Annotated in this window: 19 protein-coding genes and 1 tRNA gene; 13 read left to right on the top strand and 7 right to left on the bottom strand. The window is 65.0% G+C overall.

Features of this window, described 5'->3' with window-relative positions:
* Positions 1-130: 130 nt before the first annotated feature.
* The 5 genes from ribD (at position 131) to AC6LJW_RS14845 (ending at position 6998) form a co-directional block, all read left to right on the top strand.
* The gene (gene ribD / locus AC6LJW_RS14865; RefSeq protein WP_498087662.1) at positions 131-1282 is read left to right on the top strand and encodes a bifunctional diaminohydroxyphosphoribosylaminopyrimidine deaminase/5-amino-6-(5-phosphoribosylamino)uracil reductase RibD; all 1152 of its coding nucleotides are present in this window, start codon (positions 131-133) and stop codon (positions 1280-1282) included.
* A gap of 742 nt (positions 1283-2024) precedes the next feature.
* The gene (locus AC6LJW_RS14860) at positions 2025-3941 is read left to right on the top strand and encodes a PrkA family serine protein kinase (protein WP_369818967.1); all 1917 of its coding nucleotides are present in this window, start codon (positions 2025-2027) and stop codon (positions 3939-3941) included.
* A gap of 12 nt (positions 3942-3953) precedes the next feature.
* A complete protein-coding gene (locus tag AC6LJW_RS14855; RefSeq protein ID WP_498087661.1) occupies positions 3954-5213 on the top strand; it encodes a YeaH/YhbH family protein in 1260 nt (419 codons plus the stop codon).
* On the top strand, positions 5210-6763 hold the full coding sequence (locus tag AC6LJW_RS14850; RefSeq protein ID WP_056564336.1) for a SpoVR family protein: 1554 nt from the start codon (positions 5210-5212) through the stop codon (positions 6761-6763). The genes AC6LJW_RS14855 and AC6LJW_RS14850 overlap by 4 nt, the downstream gene beginning before the upstream one ends.
* A gap of 144 nt (positions 6764-6907) precedes the next feature.
* Positions 6908-6998, top strand: a tRNA-Ser gene (locus tag AC6LJW_RS14845).
* 519 nt (positions 6999-7517) lie between these two features.
* Here the strand turns inward: AC6LJW_RS14845 and AC6LJW_RS14840 are convergent.
* Together AC6LJW_RS14840 and AC6LJW_RS14835 are read right to left on the bottom strand one after the other, a co-directional pair.
* Positions 7518-8810, bottom strand: coding sequence for a hypothetical protein (locus tag AC6LJW_RS14840; protein WP_498087660.1), 1293 nt, complete (start codon positions 8808-8810; stop codon positions 7518-7520).
* A 4-nt stretch (positions 8811-8814) separates the two neighbouring features.
* Positions 8815-9795, bottom strand: a complete 981-nt coding sequence (locus AC6LJW_RS14835; protein WP_056564325.1) for a Bug family tripartite tricarboxylate transporter substrate binding protein — start codon at positions 9793-9795, stop codon at positions 8815-8817.
* Between the two features lie 138 nt (positions 9796-9933).
* Between AC6LJW_RS14835 and AC6LJW_RS14830 the strand changes: the two genes are divergently transcribed.
* Complete coding sequence (locus AC6LJW_RS14830) at positions 9934-10839, top strand: LysR substrate-binding domain-containing protein (protein ID WP_427985009.1); 906 nt, start codon at positions 9934-9936, stop codon at positions 10837-10839.
* Between the two features lie 48 nt (positions 10840-10887).
* On the opposite strand, the gene AC6LJW_RS14825 is transcribed toward AC6LJW_RS14830, so the two are convergent.
* Positions 10888-11115, bottom strand: a complete 228-nt coding sequence (locus tag AC6LJW_RS14825; RefSeq protein WP_056564320.1) for a hypothetical protein — start codon at positions 11113-11115, stop codon at positions 10888-10890.
* Between the two features lie 220 nt (positions 11116-11335).
* Here AC6LJW_RS14825 and AC6LJW_RS14820 point away from each other — a divergent pair, with 220 nt between their 5' ends.
* The 3 genes from AC6LJW_RS14820 to AC6LJW_RS14810 all read left to right on the top strand — a co-directional run bounded on the left by AC6LJW_RS14820 (position 11336) and on the right by AC6LJW_RS14810 (position 14238).
* Positions 11336-12265: an NUDIX hydrolase gene (locus AC6LJW_RS14820; protein WP_498087659.1), complete on the top strand. Its 930-nt coding sequence runs from the start codon at positions 11336-11338 to the stop codon at positions 12263-12265.
* An 82-nt stretch (positions 12266-12347) separates the two neighbouring features.
* Positions 12348-13232, top strand: a complete 885-nt coding sequence (gene nadC / locus AC6LJW_RS14815; protein ID WP_498087658.1) for a carboxylating nicotinate-nucleotide diphosphorylase — start codon at positions 12348-12350, stop codon at positions 13230-13232.
* A gap of 19 nt (positions 13233-13251) precedes the next feature.
* Positions 13252-14238 (top strand): tripartite tricarboxylate transporter substrate binding protein, encoded by a 987-nt coding sequence (locus tag AC6LJW_RS14810; protein ID WP_498087656.1) that lies wholly within the window; start codon positions 13252-13254, stop codon positions 14236-14238.
* A 44-nt stretch (positions 14239-14282) separates the two neighbouring features.
* Here AC6LJW_RS14810 and AC6LJW_RS14805 read toward each other — a convergent pair whose 3' ends face one another.
* Entirely contained in the window at positions 14283-14960 is a 678-nt protein-coding gene (locus AC6LJW_RS14805; protein ID WP_056564309.1) for a tellurite resistance TerB family protein, read from the bottom strand.
* 202 nt (positions 14961-15162) lie between these two features.
* On the opposite strand from AC6LJW_RS14805, the gene AC6LJW_RS14800 reads away from it, so the two are divergent.
* Entirely contained in the window at positions 15163-15561 is a 399-nt protein-coding gene (locus tag AC6LJW_RS14800; protein WP_056564306.1) for an OsmC family protein, read from the top strand.
* Between the two features lie 34 nt (positions 15562-15595).
* On the opposite strand, the gene fabI is transcribed toward AC6LJW_RS14800, so the two are convergent.
* The 3 genes from fabI to gloB form a co-directional block, all read right to left on the bottom strand.
* Positions 15596-16381, bottom strand: a complete 786-nt coding sequence (gene fabI / locus AC6LJW_RS14795) for an enoyl-ACP reductase FabI (RefSeq protein WP_056564303.1) — start codon at positions 16379-16381, stop codon at positions 15596-15598.
* 130 nt (positions 16382-16511) lie between these two features.
* The gene (locus AC6LJW_RS14790; RefSeq protein ID WP_056564301.1) at positions 16512-17930 is read right to left on the bottom strand and encodes a transglycosylase SLT domain-containing protein; all 1419 of its coding nucleotides are present in this window, start codon (positions 17928-17930) and stop codon (positions 16512-16514) included.
* Between the two features lie 7 nt (positions 17931-17937).
* Positions 17938-18759, bottom strand: coding sequence for a hydroxyacylglutathione hydrolase (gene gloB / locus AC6LJW_RS14785; protein ID WP_056564295.1), 822 nt, complete (start codon positions 18757-18759; stop codon positions 17938-17940).
* 19 nt (positions 18760-18778) lie between these two features.
* Here gloB and AC6LJW_RS14780 point away from each other — a divergent pair, with 19 nt between their 5' ends.
* The 3 genes from AC6LJW_RS14780 (at position 18779) to AC6LJW_RS14770 (ending at position 21359) form a co-directional block, all read left to right on the top strand.
* Entirely contained in the window at positions 18779-19558 is a 780-nt protein-coding gene (locus AC6LJW_RS14780; protein WP_056566875.1) for a class I SAM-dependent methyltransferase, read from the top strand.
* Positions 19559-19608: 50 nt separating this feature from the next.
* The gene (rnhA, locus tag AC6LJW_RS14775; protein ID WP_056564292.1) at positions 19609-20070 is read left to right on the top strand and encodes a ribonuclease HI; all 462 of its coding nucleotides are present in this window, start codon (positions 19609-19611) and stop codon (positions 20068-20070) included.
* Positions 20071-20276: 206 nt separating this feature from the next.
* Complete coding sequence (locus tag AC6LJW_RS14770; RefSeq protein WP_056564289.1) at positions 20277-21359, top strand: efflux RND transporter periplasmic adaptor subunit; 1083 nt, start codon at positions 20277-20279, stop codon at positions 21357-21359.
* The last annotated feature ends 30 nt before the right edge of the window (positions 21360-21389 follow it).

The raw sequence follows: 21389 nt of genomic DNA, 5'->3' as shown, positions 1-21389 counted from the left end.
TCCCGTTCCGGTCTGCGCGCGAGCGCCTTCCAAGACGTCGGGCGGCCCAAAACGGACATCTCCGGGCAGCGCCGGGCCTGCTCCCGCACGGGGCGGCAGAACGGTGCGCGGCGGACATACAATCCTCGGCATGGACATTTCCCCCGATTCTGACGATCTCTTCTGGATGCGACGCGCGCTGTCGCTGGCGAACACCGTCATGTTCACCACCGCACCCAACCCCCGGGTAGGCTGCGTGATCGTGCGTGACGGCCGCGTGCTGGGCGAAGGCGCGACCCAGCCGCCGGGCGGTCCGCACGCCGAGATCTGCGCGCTGCGCGACGCGCAGTCGCGCGGCGAGTCGGTCGCCGGCTCGACGCTGTACGTCACGCTGGAGCCCTGCAGCCACTTCGGCCGCACGCCGCCGTGCGTGGACGCGGTGCTGGCGGCGCGGCCGGCGCGCGTGGTGGTGGCCATGGGTGATCCGAATCCGCTCGTCAACGGCCAGGGGCTGGCGCGGCTGCGCGAAGCGGGCATCGCGGTGACGACCGGCGTCTGCCGCGAAGAGGCGCTGGCGGTGAACGCCGGATTCATCTCGCGCATGAGCCGCGGTCTGCCGTGGGTGTGGATGAAGATGGCGGCGTCGCTCGACGGCCGCAGTGCGCTGCATAACGGCATGTCGCAATGGATCACCGGACCGGAAGCGCGGGCCGACGGACACCGCTGGCGGGCGCGCAGCTGCGTCGTTCTGACCGGCATGGGCACCGTGCTCAAGGACGATCCGCAGCTGAACGTGCGCGACGTCGATACGCCGCGCCAGCCGCGCAAGGCCGTCGTGGATGGCCGTTTCGAGATCCCCGAGACCGCGCGGCTTTTCGATGGTGCGGAAGTCATCGTGTTCACCGCACGCGAAGATGCCGCGAAGGCGGCACGCCTGGCGGACCTAAATGCCCGCGTGGTGTGCTTGCCGGGCACGGAGTCCGGCCGCGTCGATCTGCCCGCGATGATGCGCTGGATGGCCGAGCAGCAGTTCAACGAGGTGCACGTCGAAGCGGGCGCGGGGCTGAGCGGCGCGCTCGTGTCCGCCGGCTGCGTCGATGAACTGCTGTTGTATCTGGCGCCGGTGCTGCTTGGCGACGCGGCGGGCATGGTGCGCTTGCCGATGCTCGAGCATCTGGACGCGGCGCGGCGCTACGAATTTACCGATACTGCGCGCGTGGGCCCCGATCTGTGCGTGCGCGCGCGCGTGGCCGGCACGTGGCGCCAGTTGATGGAAAGCGTGGCGCTACCTGCGCTGTCGTAACGAATGTGCTGTTAGCACTCCGCGCGTGCGGCTGCCAATCCTTTGAAAGCCGCGCGCAGCTTGCGTCTTCTCGACGCACGCTGTCTATGCGGGCGGATCGGCATGCGCGATGGACGTGCGCGGCTTCGTGCACGAAGGCGTTTCGCGTGATTACGCGGTTGGAGATTCGCGCAAAATGAATTGCCACAAAAGAGTCACGGGCTTAGCATAAGCGCATGACTTGGCGCTACGCGCTCACGGACCACCCGCACAGCCGCCGCGCGCCCTCGTCACCACGGATTCCCGTGCCGCGAATCGGCGCAGTTCAACACCGACCGGTACGCCACTGAACGAAGCCGCCTAGCGCCGTTCAGCCCGTTCGCTGCGATCGCATGGCGAACGCTCCGGGTTTATCCCGGGCCCATAAGAATCCATTGGATATCGCTCATTCCGTCGTTTCGTTGCCGACCATTTCATGTGCGGTTGCGTCAGGCACGCAATATGCGGGTCTATGCTCGAAACGACGAGCGAACTTGCTCACGTTGGTTGCAATCCCTGACGGAACTAGTATTCCTGGGGGGCAGCCTAATCAGAAAGGGTCCGATACTGCTTATGGTTGATGTGTGGCGAAAGCAACATAACGACGTGCCAGAAGCGCAAGCCGCGAAGTTGTTTAGTAATGCGCAAACGCTGAGGCACAATGGGCATGTAGGGACGTATTGAATTTTTCGCGTGTTGTATGTAGGAGGTTTCCGTGCAAAACATCGTCGAAGGCTTCAAGTCGCAGTATGCAAGAGAGCAGGAATCAGAGCTCTCGCTCGAGGAGTATCTGAGCCTCGCCAAGCGTGATCCCATGGCCTACGCCAGCCCCGCTGAGCGCATGCTGGCCGCGATCGGCGACCCTGAAATCGTGGACACGCGCAACGACCCACGTCTTTCCCGTTTGTTTTCCAACCGAACCATCCGGCGCTATCCCGCGTTCCAGGAGTTCTACGGCATGGAGGACGTGATCGGCCAGATCGTCGCGTTCTTCAAGCACGCCGCCCAGGGACTGGAAGAGCGCAAGCAAATTCTCTATCTGCTGGGACCGGTGGGCGGCGGCAAGTCGTCCATCGCCGAACGGCTCAAGGCGCTGATGGAAAGTTTTCCCATCTACGCGTTGAAGGGATCGCCGGTAAACGAATCGCCGCTCGGGCTGTTTCATCCCGAACGATTCGGCGACATGCTCGAAAAGGAATACGGCATCCCGAAGCGCTACCTGACCGGCATCATGTCGCCGTGGGCAGTCAAGCGCTTGAAGGAATTCGATGGCGACATCTCGAAGTTCCGTGTCGTGCGCCTGAATCCGTCGGTGCTGCGCCAGATCGCCATCGCCAAGACCGAACCGGGCGACGAAAACAACCAGGACATTTCGTCGCTGGTGGGTAAGGTCGACATCCGCAAGCTCGACCGCCATTCACAGGATGACCCGGACGCGTACAGCTATTCCGGTGGTCTGTGCCTGGCGAACCAGGGGCTGCTCGAGTTCGTGGAAATGTTCAAGGCGCCGATCAAGATGCTGCATCCGCTGTTGACGGCCACCCAGGAAGGCAACTTCAAGGGCACGGAAGGCTTCTCGGCCATCCCGTTCAACGGCACGATCCTGGCCCACTCGAACGAATCGGAATGGCAGACCTTCCGCAACAACAAGCACAACGAAGCGTTCCTTGACCGTATCTATATCGTCAAGGTGCCTTACTGCCTGCAGGTGTCCGAAGAAGTCCGCATCTACGAGAAGCTGCTGCATCACAGCTCGCTGTCCGAAGCGCCATGCGCGCCCGGAACGCTGGACATGATGGCGCAGTTCTCGGTGTTGACGCGCCTGAAGGAACCCGAGAATTCCAGCATCTATTCCAAGCTGCGGGTCTACGATGGCGAAAGCCTGAAGGACGTCGATCCCAAGGCGAAGGCGCTGCAGGAGTACAAGGACTACGCGGGCACCGATGAAGGCATGACCGGGGTGTCGACGCGGTTTGCGTACAAGATCCTGTCCAGCGTCTTCAACTACGACCAGACCGAAGTGGCTGCGAATCCGGTGCACCTGATGTACGTGCTGGAGCAGCGCATCGGCCGCGAAGACTATCCCGACGAGATCCGCCGGCGCTATCTGGAGTTCATCAAGGGCTTCCTCGCGCCGCGTTACGCGGAGTTCATCGGCAAGGAGATCCAGACCGCTTATCTCGAGTCCTACTCCGAATACGGCCAGAACATCTTCGACCGCTACGTGACGTTTGCCGACTGCTGGATCCAGGACGAGGAGTTCCGCGACCCTGAAACCGGCGAAAGCTTCGACCGCAGCGCGCTTAACGATGAACTGGAAAAGATCGAGAAGCCGGCTGGCATCGCCAATCCGAAGGACTTCCGCAACGAGATCGTGAACTTCGTGCTGCGGGCGCGCGCCAACAACAGCGGCCGCAATCCGAACTGGACCAGCTATGAAAAGCTGCGCGAAGTGATCGAGAAGAAGATGTTCTCGAACACGGAAGACCTGCTGCCGGTGATTTCGTTCAACGCCAAGGCCTCGGCCGAGGACAAGTCGAAACACCAGAGCTTCGTCGACCGGATGGTGGAGAAGGGCTACACGGAAAAGCAGGTCAGGCTGCTGTGCGAGTGGTATCTCCGTGTGAGGAAGTCTTCCTGAGCGAGGTGAATCATGAATTCACTGATCGATCGCCGTCTTAACGGGCGCAACAAGAGCGCCGTTAACCGGGAGCGCTTTCTGCGGCGTTACAAGGATCAGATCCGCAAGGCGGTACACGGGATGATCCGTGACCGCTCGATCCAGGACATGGATCAAGGCGGCGAGATCAACCTGCCCGCCCGCGATATTTCCGAGCCGACGTTCCGGCACGGCGCGGGCGGCGACCGCGAAATGGTGCATCCGGGCAACCGCGAATTCGCCAAGGGCGACACCTTCGACCGGCCGCAAGGCGGGCAGGGCGAGGGTGGCTCCGAACCGGGAGAAGGCGAATCGGTGGACCAGTTCACCTTCAGCCTCTCGCGCGCCGAATTCCTGAATCTCTTTTTCGAGGATCTGGAACTGCCGCACCTGGCGCGCAACCAGCTCGGCGAAGTCAGCCAGAAGAAATGGCAACGCGCCGGCTACACCACCACCGGCTCGCCCAGCACGCTGAGCATCAGCCGCACGCTGAAGTCGTCGCTGGCGCGGCGCGTGTCGTTGGGCGTGAAGGCGCGCGCCGACCTGCAAGATGCCGAGGACGCGCTGAAAGAGGCGAAGGCTGCCGGCGCGGCAGAAGCGCGAATCCGCGAGCTGGAACAGGAGGTCGAGGATTGCCGTGAGCGTCTGGCTCGCGTGCCCTTCCTGGACGACCTGGACCTGCGCTATCGCAACCGCGTGTCGGTCGCCATCCCCATGGCGCGCGCTGTCATGTTCTGCCTGATGGATGTGTCGGGCTCCATGGACGAGGGCAAGAAGGATCTCGCCAAGCGCTTCTTCACGCTGCTTTACCTCTTCCTGTCGCGCAAGTACGAGCATGTCGATCTGGTGTTCATCCGCCACACCGACAACGCCGAGGAAGTGGACGAACACACCTTCTTCTACGACCCCAAAAGCGGCGGCACGATCGTGCTGTCTGCGCTGGAGCTGATGCGCGAGATCCTGGAAAAGCGCTATCCGCCGTCCGCGTGGAACGTCTACGCGGCGCAGGCCAGCGACGGCGACTCGTTTGGCGCCGATGCGGGCAAGAGCGCGCGCTTCCTGGCCGAACATCTGCTGCCTTCGTCGCGCTACTTTGCCTACATCGAAATCCCCGACTCGCAGGAGGCCCGCAAGAGCAGTCTGTGGGCCGAGTATGAACAGAAACTGGAACCGCACTTCGTCATGCGGCGCATCTGCGACCGCGGGGAGATCTTCCCCGTGTTCCACGACCTGTTCAAGAAGGAGACCGCATGAACGCCAACATGGGTGCGCTCGTGGAGCCGGGATCGGACGGCGGCGTCCGGCCGATCTCGCAGGGTTCCGAATGGACGTTCGAACTGATCCAGACCTATGACGATGCGATCTCGCAGATCGCGCGCGAATATGGCCTGGACACGTATCCCAACCAGATCGAGGTCATCACCTCGGAGCAGATGCTGGACGCGTACGCGTCGGCGGGCTTGCCGATTGGCTATCCGCACTGGTCGTACGGCAAGGAATTCATCCGCAACGAACAGTTCTACCGCCGCGGCATGCAGGGGCTGGCGTACGAAATCGTCATCAATTCCAACCCGTGCATTTCTTACCTCATGGAAGAGAATTCCATGCCGATGCAGGCGCTGGTGATCGCGCACGCGTGCTACGGACACAATTCCTTCTTCAAGGGCAACTACCTCTTCCGGCAGTGGACGGACGCCGACGGCGTGCTGGATTACCTGGTGTTCGCGCGCAAGTACGTGATGGCGTGCGAAGACCGGTACGGCATCGACGCCGTGGAGTCGCTGCTGGACTCGTGCCATGCGCTGTCGCATCACGGTGTGGACCGCTACAAGCGCCCGACGCCAGCCTCTTTCAAGGAAGAGGCCGCCCGACAGGCCGAGCGCGAGGAACACGCGCGCCTGCAATACAACGACCTGTGGCGCACGCTGCCGCGCATCGACGCGGACAAGGACACGCGCATCGCGGCGTCGGTGTTTCCGCCCGAGCCCGAGGAAAACTTGCTGTACTTCATCGAGAAGTACTCGCCCAAGCTGGCCCCCTGGCAAAAGGAGCTGGTGCGCATCGTCCGCAAGGTCGCGCAGTATTTTTATCCGCAGACCCAGACCAAGGTCATGAACGAAGGCTGGGCCACGTTCTGGCACTACACCATCCTGAACCGCCTGCATGAAAAGGGCCTGGTGAACGACGGCTTCATGATGGAATTCCTGCAAAGCCACACCAACGTCGTCAGCCAGCGCGGCTTTGACGAGCGCGGCTATGGCGGCATCAACCCGTACGCGCTGGGCTTTGCGATGATGTCGGACATCCGCCGCATTTGCGAGTCGCCCACGCCGGAAGACCGCCGCTGGTTCCCCGACATTGCGGGTGGCGACTGGCTGAAGACGCTGGACTTCGCCATGCGCAACTTCAAGGACGAGTCCTACATCTCGCAGTATTTGTCCCCGCGCCTGATCCGCGAGTTCCGCTTCTTCGCGATCTCGGACCACCAGGCCAACCCCAAGCTGGAAGTGGCCGCGATCCACGACGACGAGGGCTACCGCGACATCCGGCGCCTGCTCGCCGCGCAGCACAACCGCGACAACCTGGTGCCCGACATCCAGGTCGTCCGCTTCAACCGCGACACCGACCGCTCGCTGGTGCTGCGCCACCTGAAGAGCCGCGGCAGGCCGCTGGCAGGCGAGGATGCCGAACAGGTCATGAAGCACCTGGCCCGCCTGTGGGGATTTCGCGTCCGGCTCGAAGAAACCGAACCGGACGGCACGATCAGCTCCTACCGGGAGCAGGACCCGCCAGCGTCGAAGTAATGGCTCCGGCAGGGGAAGGGACGCGCGTAGTGCGTCCCTTTTTGTTTGCCCGCTTGCTGTGCTGTCGCGAATTCTGCTAGAATCGCGGATTCGCATTTTCAGCAGCGCCTTTCGGCAATATCGAATGGCCCCTGGAATGCAGTAGGACAGGTGGCCGAGCGGTTGAAGGCGCACGCCTGGAAAGCGTGTATACGTCAAAAGCGTATCGGGGGTTCGAATCCCCCTCTGTCCGCCAAGAATGCAAGCCCCTGAATTCGTAAGAATTCAGGGGCTTTTTGTTTGTCCGCGCAAAATGCAGCACGCAACGCAGTACGCAAAATGCAGCACGCAATGGCCGCTGCCCGCTTTCGGACGCGGACTATATTTATTCCTGCGCCACAGACCGACACTCTTTGACTTGCATACGCATGCAAGGAGGGGAGATGGCGGGACCGGCGAAGACGAGCTTGAGCGAATGGCAGGACGGGCTGACCCGGGCCGTGGGGGATGCCAAATGGCACGCATGGGATTGCGAGATCCAGGCGGCCGTCAACGAGTACAACAGGCATCTGTCCGCCACGGCCGGATACTTGTCCTTGGATTGGCGGACGATCAAGGGAGTTCGCGCGATACCGGACGGCGCGATATGCGTTTTCGATGTCGTTGATCGGCGGGGGCGCGCGCAATTCGCGAGAGATCGGCAGGTTGCGATGCGTGGCGGCGCTCAACTACCACCGGGCGTCACAACTGCGCGATGCCGTCGCGGATTTGCCGTTTAAATAACGGCCTGCCCGTCGCTCTCCACAATCGGCGACACGTCCAGCACATACATCTGCCGCTCGCCTTCGTGCACGGAGTCGATACAGACCTGTCTGCCGTCACGGCTCCAGCGCGGGTGCAGGTCGCAGCGGTTTTCCTTTGACAGGTTGGGATCGGCATAGAAGCTGCCCAGCGCGTGCTGCTGGCCGGTCTGCATGTCGTAGAGGAACAGGATCCGCTCGTGCGTCGTGCTGTCCGGATAGGTGTCGCTGAGCAGCCAGCGCGTGTTGACCGGCGAAAATGTCATGTGGCCGTTTTCGGTCAGCACGCCGTCGCCCACGACCTGTACGTGCCCGTCAGGGGCGTCTTCATACAGGTGATAGTGGATGCTGCCGGCGTGGGGGCCCCAGACGATGATCGACGTGTCGTCCCGCCAGAGCGGGTGCGAGATCTGGTATTCGGACTTCTCGTAGTCGAAGGTGCCCACGGCGTTCGGATCGAAGTCATCGGCCAGTTGCGGCAGCGGATGGTCGGAGCATTCCAAGAGGCGCATGTCGCTGCCGTCCGCGTTCATGGTGATGAGCCGATGCAGAAAGCAGGTTTCGTCCGCGACGCGTTCGGTCCAGCGGTGCAGGAACAGGATGCGCGTGGAAGACGGATTGACCTCGATGTGGCTGACCCAGTGGATGGCGCGTGCCATCGAGTCGCGCGGATGGAAGTTGCGCAGGTCGGCGTAGCTGACCAGCAGGCGGTGCGCGCCGGTTTCCAGGTCCATCGTATGAATGCCGTCGTTGGCAGGCGCGAGTTCGACGGGGGCGGGGGCGTGTTCGCTGTAGCCGATGGTCTGGTGGGTGATGTAGAGGCGGCGGTAGTCGACGCACAGCGCATAGCGGCTGCTGGGGGCGGCGACGTAGATGGGCAGCGGCAGCGCACGTGTCTGGCCGGTGGCAATGTCGTGGATGGCGGATCGGAAGCCGGGGTAAAAGCCGCTATCGTCGGCGCTGCGGCAGTTGTAGATCATCTGCGGGCTGGCGGCGCCGTCCAGCCATTGAAGCTGGCAGCCCATCTGCCAGTTCCACGCGGAGGTTTCGCCGGCCGCGTGGTAGCGGTCATTATCTAGCAGGTCGAAATAGCCCACCTGCGCGGTTAGGTCGGGCGTCAGCACGGCATCGGCAAAGGCGGTGCGGTTGGCCAGCAGGTAGCGGCCGTCGCGATGCCAGACGGTCTTGTTGTAGTAGCCGAAGAAGTGGTGATACGGCGCGTCGTCCAGGCGGCGGCAGGCGATGGGCGCGGCAAGCATGCGATTCATGAGTTCAACCAGCAGTGATGTGTTCGGTTTCGATGACCTTGTTCCAGCGGGCGCGCTCGCGCTCAACGAAGTCGCGCGCATCAGCGGGTGAGTTGCCCACGGGCGTCATGCCCAGGCGTTCCAGGCCGCTGCGAAACGCAGGGTCGGCGTAGATCCGCTTGAGGTCGGCGCTGATCTTCTCGATCAGCGCGTCGGGCACGTCCTTGCTGGCTGCCAGCGTGGTCCATGACGTGACGGTCAGGCCGGGCAGGCCGGCTTCCGCCGCGGTCGGCACGTCGGGCAGGGCGGGCGAGCGGGTGGCGCCGGTGATGGCCAGTGCCTTCAGCTTGTTGGCCTGGATGTAGCCGATGGTGGTTGGCACGTTTTCGAACAGCAACTGGATCTGGCCGCCGAGCAGGTCGTTCGTCGCGGCCGAACTGCCGCGATACGGGATGTGCACGATCGGCGCCTGCGCGGCCATCTTGTAGAGCTCGCCGACCATGTGCACGGATGAGCCGACGCCGGCCGAGCCGAAGTGCAGCGTGTCGGGCTGCGCCTTGGCCAGCGTGGTGAGCTCAGCCAGGGTGTTGGCCTGCAGCGCGGGGTTGGCCACGACGACGTGCGGCATCTCGGCCACGACGGTGATCAGCTTCAGATCCTTGGCGGGCTGGTAGTTGAGCGACTTGTACACGCCGTACGTGGCATGCAGGCCGATCGAACCGAGCAGCAGGGTGTAGCCGTCCGGCCCGGAATCCGCGACGAATTTGCCGCCGATGTGACCGCCGGCGCCCGGCCGATTTTCGACGACGACGGATTGGCCATACAGCTTGCCCAGATGTTCGGCCAGAAGGCGCCCCTGGATGTCGGAACTGCCGCCCGCGGTAAACGGAACGATGATGCGTACCGGGCGATCGGGATAGTGGGATTGGGCCTGGGCGGCGAGCGGCAAGGCGGCGCCCGCGAAGGTCAGGCACATGGCCTGCAAGAGGCATCGGCGTCGATTCATGGTGATTTCCCCAAATAGTGGATTCGTGGCGGGCGCATCTGGCGGCGACCTGGCCAAGCCAGTGTAGGAGTCGCCGACTATTTGAAAAAATTCTTTTTTGCACATAGCCTATGCAGAATTGCCATACCATGTGATGCCATGAGCCGACCGCTGAATTTCCGCCAGATCGAAGCCTTCCATGCCGTCATGCTGGCGGGCACCACGACCGGCGCCGCCCAGATGCTGCGTACCACTCAACCCTCGGTCAGCCGGCTGTTGGCGCAGACGCAACAGGCGACGGGTCTGCGCCTGTTCGACATGGAGCGTGGGCGCCTGCGGCCGACTCGGGAAGCGAAGGATCTTTTCGATACGGTCCAGCGGCATTTCGTGGGATTGGAGCGCATCGAGGACCGCGTCGCGGCGATGCGGCGCAGCGGCAGCGGGGTGCTGCGCCTGGCGTGCACGCCAGCGCTGGGCCTGGGCATGCTGCCCGGCGCGGTGGAGGAATTCGCGCAGCGCTATCCGGACGTCCATATCAACATGCAGACGGTCGGCAGCCAGTATCTGCGCGAGGGATTGCTGCATGGCACGTATGACCTGGTGGTAACCACCGCGCCGCTGGAAGGCATGCAATTCAATCTACGCAGCCTGCATGAAAGCGCGGCAGTGTGCGTGATGCGGCCGGATCATCCGTTGGCCGATCGGGCGTCCGTGGACATCATGGACTTGCACGCGCGCCGGCTGCTTGTGCTGAATGCCGATGACGACGTGTACTTGCAGCTTCGGGGCGCGATGCAAGACCACCGCGTCCAGCCCGCTTCCGAAATCGAAACCACTTATTCATCGACGATCTGCGCGCTGGCTGCGGCGGGCAGCGGGCTGGGCATCGTCAATCCGTACATCGCGGGGGTGTTTGCAGGGCAGCTTGCCATCCGTCCCTTCACGCCGCGCCTGCCGGTGCGCGTCAGCATGGCCTATCCCACGCAGACGGCGCCATCCCTTGTCACGGAAGCATTTGTGGATATCCTGGCGGCGCGTTGCCAGGGGTTGCCCGCTGCAATGTGAATCGCCGGCTTTACGCCGGCGATCCGTGTGCGCGCGACGACGGCCGCTTTATGTCTTGGGCGTGTCGTACGAGGTATCGAGCACGTCGTCCTCGGGCGTGATGACGCCGGGTTCGCCGGGTTCCGCGATGGCGCGGCCGCGGCGCGGCATGCCTGCCACGACTTTGCTTTCGTCGGGCATGGGCAGGGTCTCGGTGCCCTTGCGCGGGTCGGTCGGGGGCTTTTGTTCGTCCGCACCCTTGGACGCGGTGGTGGGATCAGGGGTGGTTTTCAGCATGGCGATTGCTCCGACTGCGCGCGAGGCCAGGATGGCGCCGCGCCTGGACATGGACCCATCTTAGAACCGCCGCCCAAGTCAGACAGCGATCCGGATGTCACGATTGCAAGGGGCTGTTGCAGGACGCGGGCATCAAAACTTGCCACACTGCATCCTTATAATCTCGAGCTTCGCGCCGCCGTTTCCACCGAACGTCCATCCTCGATACCCCACGCCCACCTTGACCGAATCCGTCGAACGCTCCGTCCATGCTGAACTCGTTGCCGTGCTGGTCGCGGTAACCAATGGCGAGCCGCGCGTGCTGACGACGGACGATGCGCGGGCGTTGCCGGCCGGGCCGTTCGAGCTGTCGCACCGGTCGCTGCAGGCCGGCCTGCGCGATTGGGTGGAGGCGCAGACCCATCATCCGCTGGGGTATGTCGAGCAGTTGTATACCTTTGCGGACGGCGACCGTTCCGACGAGTCGGGCGGGCGGGTCATCTCTGTCAGCTACCTGGGCCTGACGCGCGAAGCGGGCGAGACGGGCGTGGCGCAAGTCGGCTGGCAGGACTGGTATCGCTACTTTCCGTGGGAAGACCGGCGCGCGGGCACGCCGGCGCTCGTCGAGGACGTGATCGTGCCGCGGCTTACCGCGTGGTGCGAAAGCAGCGCGGACGCATCGGTCCGCGCGCGCCGCCAGCAGCGCGCGGCCATCACCTTCGGGCTGGATGGCGCGGCGTGGAACGAGGACATGGTGCTGCAGCGCTACGAGCTGCTGTTCGAAGCCGGGTTGGTGCCCGAGTCGGTGCGGCGCACCGGCGAGACGGCGGTGGTGCCGGGGCAGCCAATGCGTCACGACCATCGCCGCATCCTGGCCACCGGGATCGCCCGGCTGCGCGCCAAGATCAAGTATCGGCCGGTGGTGTTTGAGCTGATGCCCGACGAATTCACGCTGTTGCAGTTGCAGATGGCGGTTGAGGCGCTGGCGGGGCGGGGGCTGCACAAGCAGAATTTCCGCCGCTTCATCGAGCAGCAGGATCTGGTCGAAGAGACCGGCGCCATGGCGACCGGCACGGCCGGGCGTCCCGCCAAGCTGTTCCGGTTCCGGCGCGATGTGCTGCTGGAGCGGGCCATTGCAGGCAGCAAGCTTCCCGTGTCGCGCGTCGTTTGAAGCTTGACAAGGCTTATACTCATATTTAGCATAAGTGGTGCGCAAATCTTGCGCGCCTTTTTTTACGCTACAAATACTCAAAATGAGCATTAAAGCCGCAAAGCCCCTCGCAGCCGATCGCCTTCCCGTTCCGCCGCTGCCGGACGTCATGCTGGAGCCGCTCGTGCGGGCGGCCTTGCTGGAGGATCTGGGACGCGCTGGCGACCTGACCACCGACGCTATCGTGCCGGCCGACGCCACCGCCGAGACGCGACTGGTGGCGCGGCAGGAGGGCGTGCTGGCGGGATTGGATCTGGCCCGCCTGGCGTTCCGCACGATGGACCCGGGTCTGGCCTTCACGGTGTCGCGCCGCGACGGCAGTGATCTGGAGCCGGGGATGGAGATCGCACGCATTCACGGCAATGCCCGCGCGATGCTCAGCGCGGAGCGCGTGGCGCTCAATTTCCTGTGCCACCTGAGCGGCGTGGCGACGGCCACGGCCTCGATCGCCCGGGTCATCGCCGGCTTTGGCGCGCGGGTCACGTGCACGCGCAAGACCATGCCCGGCCTGCGCGCGGTGCAGAAGTACGCGGTGCGCGTGGGCGGCGGTAGCAATCACCGCCATGGGCTGGACGACGCGGTGCTCATCAAGGACAACCACATCGCGCTGGCCGGCAGCGTGGCAACGGCCGTCGAGCGTGCGCGCGCCGGCGTGGGCCACATGGTGAAGATCGAGCTGGAAGTCGACACGCTGGAGCAGTTGGAAGTTGCGCTATCGCTTGGCGTGGACGTGGTGCTGCTGGACAACATGAGCCTGGATGACCTGCGCCGCGCCGTCGCCATGGCGCGGGGTCGGGCGATCACGGAAGCCTCGGGTCGCATCACGCCCGACACCGCGGCGGCCGTGGCCGCTACCGGGGTGGATCAGATCGCCGTGGGCTGGCTGACGCACAGCGCCAAGGTGCTGGACATCGGCCTGGACGCCTGACTTTTCATTGGTCCCCAACATGAAACGCCTGCTGCCTAAGTCTCTTACGCTTCTTGTGCTGTCGCTGACGGCCTGCGGCAATCCGCCCTCGGGCGAGGCGCCGGGCGATGCGTCGTATCCGTCGCATCCCATCACGATCGTGGTGACGTTTCCGCCGGGTGGCGGCACCGATCTGCTTGCCCGCCGCATTGGCGCCAGTCTGCAGGAGTCGCTGGGGCAACCGGTGGTGGTGGAGAACCGGCCTGGAGCCAGCGGCAACATCGGCGCGCGGATCGTGGCCGAGTCGCCGCCCGACGGCTACACGCTGTTGATGGTGAACAGTTCGTTCGCGATCAACCCGGGCGTCTATCGCAACCTGGGTTTCTCTCCGAAGCGGGATTTCGCGGCGGTCATCAATGTGGCCTTCGTGCCCTCGGTGTTTGTCGTGCCGGCGGCGTCGCCCCTGCGCAATCTTGATGACGCGGTGGCCGCCGCCGTGCCGGACAGGCCGCTGGCCTTTGCGACGTGCGGCAACGGCACGCCTCAGCATCTGGCGGGCGAGATGCTGTCGCGCAAGACGGGCGCGGTGATGCAGCAGGTGCCGTACAAAGGATGTGGCCCGGCGCTGACCGATGTGATGGCAGGGCAGGTAGGCGTGGGGGTGGTGACAGCTTCCAGCGCGGCGCCGCTGATCGCCGCAGGCAAGCTGCGCGCGCTGGCCGTGACGTCGCCCGCGCGGTCGCCGCTGATGCCCACGGTGCCGACGGTGGCCGAGCAGGGCGTGTCAGGCTATGCGCTGGATCAGTGGCACGGGCTTTTGACCCCGGCAGCGACGCCGCCCGCGGTGGTCGACAAGCTGAATGCGGCGGTGGCGAAGATCGTGCGGCGGCCGGATGTGCAGGCGGCGCTGCGCGAGCAGGGCTTTACGCCCGCCAGCAGTTCGCCGCAGGAATTTCAGCAGATGATCGGCGCGGATATCGACCGCTATACCGCGCTGACCGAGGCGATCGGTCTGCGCGCGGATTGAACGAAATGCGGCCGCGTGTTCGGCCGCAACTTCGGCTTCTGTGATCAGGCAGCAGCCTTGGCGTGCTGCTCCAGTTGCTCCTTCAAGCCCGGTTCGAGCTTGAGCTGACGCGCCAGCTCGTCCAGGTAGGCACGTTCCATGTAGCTTTCCTCGTCCACGACGAGCAGGCTGGCCAGGTACATTTCCGCCGCCATTTCGGGCGTCTTGGCCGACTGGGCGATCACGCTGGGATCCAGCGGGCGTGACAGCTCGGCTTCCAGCCAGCGGCGGTCCTGGGCGTCGGACGACAGCTTGGCCAGTTCCGTTTCCAGCAGGGCTTTTTCCTCGGGGCCGATGTGGCCGTCGGCCTTGGCCGCGCCGATCATGGCGGTGAGGACGGCGTTGCTGTGCTGTTCGGCCTCGGGGGCGGGCAAGCGGTCCAGCGTCTGGGGCGGGGCAGTGGGCGCGCCAGCCTGCTTGCGCTGCCAGTCGCCGTAGGCGCGATACGCCAATGCGCCCAGCGCGGCCATGCCGCCGTACATGGCGACCTTGCCGCCGATCTTGCGGGCCTTCTTGCTGCCCATCAAGAGGCCGAGGGCGCCAGCCCCCAGGGCCCCGCCGCCCAAGCCGGACAGCAGGGACGAACCCTTGCCGCCGGTGGCGTTCTGGACGCGGTTCGTGGTGTCGGAAAGCAGGCCTTGTCCGGACTGCAACAGTTGATCGAGTAATTGCCGGGCGCTCATGCGGCCTCCTGTAAAACGTTCGGTCAGGGATATCGGACCACGGCCGCGGCAGGAAGTTCAGCTATCCGTCAGGCGGACGATCCGGCCCCGCAGGGCTGCGGCAAGTGCTACAAACGTCCTTGTCGCCGGCCGGCCGTCCCAAGCAGGCCCAGCCCGATCATCCAGGCTGTCCCTGGCAGTCCCAACACAGGAGAACCGATCCATGAGCATCCGCGTGCGCCAGAATGCGCCCCAGACCCTGCAATTCACCGCAACGGCCGAAGGTCACGACCTGCCGCTGGACATGCCGAAGCCGCAAGGCGAGGGGCCGGATCCGCATGATTACTTCGATACCGCGCTGGGCGGCTGCAAGGCGATGACCCTGATGGTCTACGCGCAGCGCAAGGGCCTGCCGCTGGAATCGGTGGGGGTGGAAGTGGTGCGCGATGCCAGCGAGGAGCGCCGAGGCATCTACCGTTTGACCGCCAAGCTGACGCTGCACGGCGAGCTGTCCGATGCGCAGATCGACGAATTGCTGGCAGTGGCCGAGAAGTGCCCGATCCACAAGCTGATGACCGCAGTGGACGTGCAGGTGTCCACGCTGATCGTGCGGCAGGACTGAGAGCGCGGGGCGCCAGGCCCCGCCCGAGGAAGTCTTACTCTTCCATGCCCGGAACGATGGTCGAGAAACCGCCGTCCACGTGGGTGATCTCGCCGGTCACGCCGGCAGCCAGGTCCGACAGCATGAAGGCCGCGACGTTGCCGACGTCTTCGATGGTGATGTTGCGGCGCAGGGGGGCCTGGCTTTCCACGAACTTCAGGATGGCCGAGAAGTCCTTGATGCCGCTGGCGGCCAGGGTCTTGATCGGCCCGGCGGAGATGCCGTTGGCGCGGATGCCGCGCGGGCCCAGCGCCGTGGCCAGGTAGCGCACGCTGGCTTCAAGCGACGCCTTGGCCAGGCCCATCGTGTTGTAGTTGGGGACCACGCGCTCGGCGCCCAGGTACGTCAGCGTCAGCACGGAACCGTTGCGGCCTTCCATCAGGGGCAGTGCGGCCTTGGCCATGGCGGCAAAGCTGTAGGCGGAGATGTCGTGGGCGATGCGAAAGCCTTCGCGCGACAGGCCGTCCAGGAAGTTGCCGGCAATGGCTTCGCGCGGGGCAAAGCCAATGGAGTGGACCAGGCCATCCAGGCCGTCCCAGTGCTTGGCCAGCTCGGCAAAGGCGCCGTCGATCTGGCTGTCTTCGGCCACATCGCAGGGCAGCACGATGTTGCTGCCGAAGTCGGCGGCGAATTCGCTCACGCGGTCTTTGAAGCGATCGCCCACGTACGTGAACGCGAGCTCGGCGCCTTGCTGATGACAGGCGCGCGCGATGCCGTAGGCGATGGAACGGTTGGAAAGCACCCCGGTAACCAGGATGCGCTTGCCGGCGAGAAAGCCCATAGATGTGTCCTTGAAATTTTTTCCCTTCTGGAGGCCGCCTATTTTAGGGAATTTGGCGGGCCAGCGGGCAAGACGGCGCGGCCCCCGTGCGGGGCGCCGCGCCGGGGTGCCGCGTCGAGTGTGGCGGCTATCAGCCGCGTGCGTTCGTACCCGGCACGCGAAGCTGCGTGCCGATCTTCAGGGCGCTGCCCTTGATGTTGTTGAGCGCGCGCAGCGCGTCGACCGTGGTGCCGTATTGCTTGGCCAGCGAGAACAGGGTGTCGCCCTGGCGGACCTTGTGGCTGCGCACGTTGGGACGGGCGCTGGCGACGCGGGCGGCGGGCGCCTGCGCGGCGCGGCCTCGCGGCGCGGCGGCCTTGCTGTCTTGCGGCGCCGCGTCCAGCGCGCCCACCGGCGGGGCCAGCGATGCGATCTGCACGCCGCCCGTGCCGGGGTCGCCCGGCACCAGCAGCGCCTGGCCGTTCGCGGACTTCTGGCGGCGGCTGATGTCGTTGGTCTCGCGCAGCGAGGCCTCGGACACGCCAAAGCGCTTGGCGATGGCCGCGTAGGACTCGCCACGGCGCGAATGGTAGACCTTCCAGGCGGACAGGTCGCCCTTGTAATTGGTGAGGTTGGCGTTGAAGATTTCGACGCGGTCGGCCGGCAGCAGCAGGGTGGGGCCGTGGTCGCCGCGGATGACCGGGCGGTTGAAGGACGGGTTCAGGGCCTTGAATTCGTCCAGCGGCATTTCGGCCAGCTTGGCGGCGATTTCGAGGTCGATGTCGCTGTTCTTCTGCACCGTCACGAAATACGGCGTGTTGCCCACGGGCGGCAAGGCCACGGCGTAGCGCTGCGGATCCGCAATGATGTTCTTGATGGCCTGCAGCTTGGGCACGTAGTTGCGGGTCTCGTCCGGCATGTTCAGCGACAGGTAGTCGGTGTTCTGGCCGGCGGCCTCGTTCTTGGCCATGGCGCGCTGCACCGAGCCTTCGCCCCAGTTGTACGAGGCCAGGGCGAGGTACCAGTCGCCCTGCATTTCAAACAGCTTTTCCAGGTAGTCCAGCGCCGCGTTGGTCGAGGCGATGGGGTCGCGGCGCTCGTCGCGCCACCAATCCTGCTTCAGGTTGAAGTGCTGGCCCGTGGCCGGCACGAACTGCCACAGGCCCGAGGCCTGCGCGCGCGACAACGCCGTCGGGTTGTACGCGCTTTCGACGAAGGGCAGCAGTGCCAGCTCGGTCGGCAGGCCGCGGCGGTTGATCTCGTCGACGATGAAATACAGGTATTTGCCTGCGCGTTCCGCCATGCGCTGCACCGCTTCCGGGTGGGACGCGTAGTAGTCGGTCCACTGCTTGGAGAGATCGGTGTTCAGGTTGGGGATCGCGAAACCGCGGCGGATGCGGTCCCAGGCGTCGGCCGGCGGGTTGGTCAGGTCGATCGTGCGGGAAGTGTCCCGGGCGATGTATCGGCCTTGGGAATTGGTGGTGAGGTTCTTGCTATCGGGAGCTTTGGTTCCTGCGCAACCGGCGAGGACTGCCAGCATGAGCGGCAGAAGGAGTCGGGATAGATTCATCAGGTGGTCACTTGAAGTCGTTCTTCCATTCGCGAAGGGAGGCAAAAACCTCTACCGGCGTATTCTGGTGGCGTCCGGCCCAGCCTGCGGCGGCCTGAACGACGTCGGGCTGCTGCGTGCGCAAGAACGGATTGGTCGCGCGTTCCTGACCGATGGTCGAAGGAAGCGTGGGGTGACCATCCGCGCGTAATTGCTGGGCCCGCAGGTGCCACGTTTGCAGGTCGCGGTTGGCCGGTTCGACGGCCGATGCCCAGCGAAGGTTCGCTAGAGTGTACTCGTGTGCGCAAAAAACTTTTGTATCCGGGGGTAAAGCGGAAAATTTTTCCAAGGAATCAAACATTTGCGCTGGAGTGCCCTCGAAAAGCCGGCCACAGCCGCCCGCGAAAAGCGTGTCGCCACAGAACAGTGCGTGCTCGACGCCAGCCGCGCGGCCGGCATAGGCGATGTGCCCGGCGGTGTGCCCCGGGACGTCCAGCACGGTGAGGTCCACGTCCAGTTCCGGCAGCGTCACGCGGTCGCCTTCGGCCAGACGGACGTCGCAACGCGGCAGCTTTTCGCGCGCCGGACCATATACGGTGATGCCCTCGATGCGGGACAATTCGAGCACGCCGCCCACATGGTCGCCGTGGTGGTGCGTGAGTAGAATGGCGCGCAGCTTCAAGCCTTGCTGATCCAGAAACTGCAATACGGGTCCGGCTTCGCCGGGGTCCACGACAGCCGCCTGGCCGTCGCGGACGATCGCCCAGATGTAGTTGTCGGAAAAGGCTGGCAAAGGCAAGACCGCGGCGTTGCGTTCGCGGCCGCCTGCGGGGGCGGTCAAGGCTTGCATGGGATTCGAAGGAAAAAACGTGGCAGAAGAAACTCCGCCGATTGTAGAACTGGCCGAATGGTTCCAGACGCCGCCGGGCCAGTACGTGCTGGCGTGGGAGCGGGCCCAGTTCGACGCGGCCGTCGCGGATGTCTTCGGATATTACGCCTGGCAGGTCGGCTTGGCCGACCTGAACCTGTTGCGGGCGAACCGGATGCCGTTCAAGGGCTATGTGGGCACCGAGACCCCTACACCGGAAAACATGCCCGGCTGGCAGTCGCGCGTGGTCGTCGCGCAGCCCGAGGCCCTGCCATTCGAATCCCAAAGCGTCGACCTCCTGATCCTGCCGCACGCCTTCGAACTGACGCCCGAGCCCCACAACGTGCTGCGCGAAGTCGAGCGCGTGCTGGTGCCGGAGGGCCGCGTCGTCATTTCCGGGTTCAATCCCTGGAGCATGTGGGGCGCGCGTACCCGCATGCCCGGCATGGAACCCTGGCTGCCGCAGCCGCCGTCGTCCCAGGTATCGCTGGTGCGGCTCAAGGACTGGTTCAAGCTGCTGTCGCTGGAGGTCGATGAAAGCCAGTTCGGCTGCTACGCGCCGGCCTGCCGCAGCGAAAAATGGCTCCAGCGCTGGAGCTTCCTGGAGTCCGCCGGCGCCCGCTGGTGGAGCCTGGGCGGCGCGGTTTACATGGTGTCGGCGGTCAAGCGCGTGACCGGCATGCGTATCATCGGGCCTGCCTGGAAGACCAAACCCAAGCGCGCACGCGCGGCCTCGGTGGTGGTCAACCGCCAGGCGGACGACGGCTTCGACCCCTCCTGAGCGGCCGGGCCGGCCTCACTTTGCAAGAACAAGGACACGCACGCAGCACCATGCAGGACACCAAAGCGAACGATCAGAAAGTGGAAATGTGGACCGACGGCGCCTGCAAGGGCAATCCAGGTCCTGGCGGCTGGGGCGTGCTCATGCGTGCCGGCGCGCACGAAAAGACGCTGCATGGCGGCGAACTCCAGACCACCAACAACCGGATGGAGCTGCTGGCGGTCATCGAAGGCCTGCGCGCGCTCAAGCGCCCGTGCGTCGTCACCATCCACACCGACTCGCAATATGTCATGAAGGGCATGACCGAGTGGCTGGTCAACTGGAAACGGCGCGGATGGATCACCGCCGAGAAAAAGCCGGTCAAGAATGCCGAGCTCTGGCAGGCGCTGGACGAACAGGTGCAGCGCCACCAGGTCTCGTGGCGCTGGGTGCGCGGCCACGCGGGGGACCCGGGCAACGAGCGCGCGGACCAGCTTGCCAACATGGGCGTCGAGGTCGCCCGCCGCGCCTGAACCGGATCGGTCGCCCGGCAGCCCCGCCGGCATCCGGAAATACCCTCAAATCGGCCCGCTAGGGCAGATTTAGTTCTTTCATCGCGCTTCAGGATTGTTCCAGTATGTAAATTCGGGTGCTAAAGTGCCAACCCTTCCTCCAGTTCCTGCGGCGACGTCCGAGTGGGGCATGCCCGGTCCGCGCCGCAACACCGCCACTTTCGCGCATGAAAAAAGCTGTACTGCTGGCCGCCGTCGCGGCAGGGTTGGCCGCGGGGGCCGCGCTCGGCGTGTTTGTGCCGCGCTGGCTGGCGCCGTCCGCCACTCCCGTCCCGGTCAACGCCAAACCTCAAACCGCGCCCGCCGCGCCGTCCCGCGTCGCCGTGGCCGCCGTCCAGGAAATTCCCTTTGCGCGTGGCCTGTCGGCCGTGGGCAGCCTGCGGTCCGATGAATCCGTCGTCCTGCGCCCGGAAGTTGCCGGGCGCATCCAGGCCATTGACTTCAAGGAAGGGCAGCCCGTCAAGCAGGGCCAGTTGCTCATCCGCCTGGACGACTCGGTGCCGCGCGCTGAACTCGCGCAGGCGCGCGCGAACCTGACGCTGGCGCAAAGCCATTACCGACGCGCCGTCGAGCTGCAGGGCAAAGGCTTCGTCAGCCAGCAGGCCCGCGACGAGTCGGCCAGCACGCTGAAGGTGCAGGAGGCCGCCGTGGCGCTGGCCCAGGCCCGGCTCGACAAGATGACGATCACCGCGCCGTTCGCGGGCATCGTCGGCCTGCGCAGCGTGTCGGTGGGCGACTACGTGAATCAGGGCCAGGACCTGGCGCCGCTCGAGGCGATCGATCCGCTCAAGGTGGATTTCCGCGTGCCCGAGATGTACTTGAGCAAGGTGCGGGTCGGCCAGCAACTGACGCTGCGCCTGGACGCGTTGCCCGGCCAGGAGCGCCGAGGGCTCGTGTACGCGGTAAGCCCGCTGGTCGACGCGGGCGGACGGTCCATCCTGCTGCGCGCTACCGTCGCCAACCAGGACGGCGTGCTGCGGCCCGGCATGTTCGCCCGCGTGCAACTGCTGTTCAACCAGGACAAGGCGCTGGTCGCGCCGGAAGCCGCGCTATCGCCGTCGGGCGAAACGCAGTACGTTTACCGGGTCGAGAACGGCGTGGCGCACCGGCGCGAAGTCACCATCGGCGAGCGCCGCGAGGGCCGTGTCGAGATCCTGACCGGCGTCGCCCTGAACGACCAGCTGGTGGTCTCGGGCCTGCAGCGCGTGACCGATGGCGCGCCCGTGACCATTGTGGGCAACGGCCAATAGCCGGCCCCTTACCCTTTCAGCGATAGCACC

This window comes from Achromobacter sp. 1012554356, from assembly GCF_059760815.1.
This window is presented reverse-complemented; position numbering and strand designations above follow the sequence as displayed.

Coding starts and splice junctions, on each gene's coding strand:
- AC6LJW_RS14810 (WP_498087656.1), top strand. CDS start 13,252: ATGAAACGCCTGCTGCCTAAGTCTCTTACGCTTCTTGTGCTGTCGCTG.
- nadC (WP_498087658.1), top strand. CDS start 12,348: ATGAGCATTAAAGCCGCAAAGCCCCTCGCAGCCGATCGCCTTCCCGTT.
- AC6LJW_RS14825 (WP_056564320.1), bottom strand. CDS start 11,115: ATGCTGAAAACCACCCCTGATCCCACCACCGCGTCCAAGGGTGCGGAC.
- fabI (WP_056564303.1), bottom strand. CDS start 16,381: ATGGGCTTTCTCGCCGGCAAGCGCATCCTGGTTACCGGGGTGCTTTCC.
- AC6LJW_RS14850 (WP_056564336.1), top strand. CDS start 5,210: ATGAACGCCAACATGGGTGCGCTCGTGGAGCCGGGATCGGACGGCGGC.
- AC6LJW_RS14770 (WP_056564289.1), top strand. CDS start 20,277: ATGAAAAAAGCTGTACTGCTGGCCGCCGTCGCGGCAGGGTTGGCCGCG.
- AC6LJW_RS14800 (WP_056564306.1), top strand. CDS start 15,163: ATGAGCATCCGCGTGCGCCAGAATGCGCCCCAGACCCTGCAATTCACC.
- AC6LJW_RS14840 (WP_498087660.1), bottom strand. CDS start 8,810: ATGAATCGCATGCTTGCCGCGCCCATCGCCTGCCGCCGCCTGGACGAC.
- rnhA (WP_056564292.1), top strand. CDS start 19,609: ATGCAGGACACCAAAGCGAACGATCAGAAAGTGGAAATGTGGACCGAC.
- AC6LJW_RS14805 (WP_056564309.1), bottom strand. CDS start 14,960: ATGAGCGCCCGGCAATTACTCGATCAACTGTTGCAGTCCGGACAAGGC.
- gloB (WP_056564295.1), bottom strand. CDS start 18,759: ATGCAAGCCTTGACCGCCCCCGCAGGCGGCCGCGAACGCAACGCCGCG.
- AC6LJW_RS14830 (WP_427985009.1), top strand. CDS start 9,934: ATGAGCCGACCGCTGAATTTCCGCCAGATCGAAGCCTTCCATGCCGTC.
- AC6LJW_RS14835 (WP_056564325.1), bottom strand. CDS start 9,795: ATGAATCGACGCCGATGCCTCTTGCAGGCCATGTGCCTGACCTTCGCG.
- ribD (WP_498087662.1), top strand. CDS start 131: ATGGACATTTCCCCCGATTCTGACGATCTCTTCTGGATGCGACGCGCG.
- AC6LJW_RS14855 (WP_498087661.1), top strand. CDS start 3,954: ATGAATTCACTGATCGATCGCCGTCTTAACGGGCGCAACAAGAGCGCC.
- AC6LJW_RS14790 (WP_056564301.1), bottom strand. CDS start 17,930: ATGAATCTATCCCGACTCCTTCTGCCGCTCATGCTGGCAGTCCTCGCC.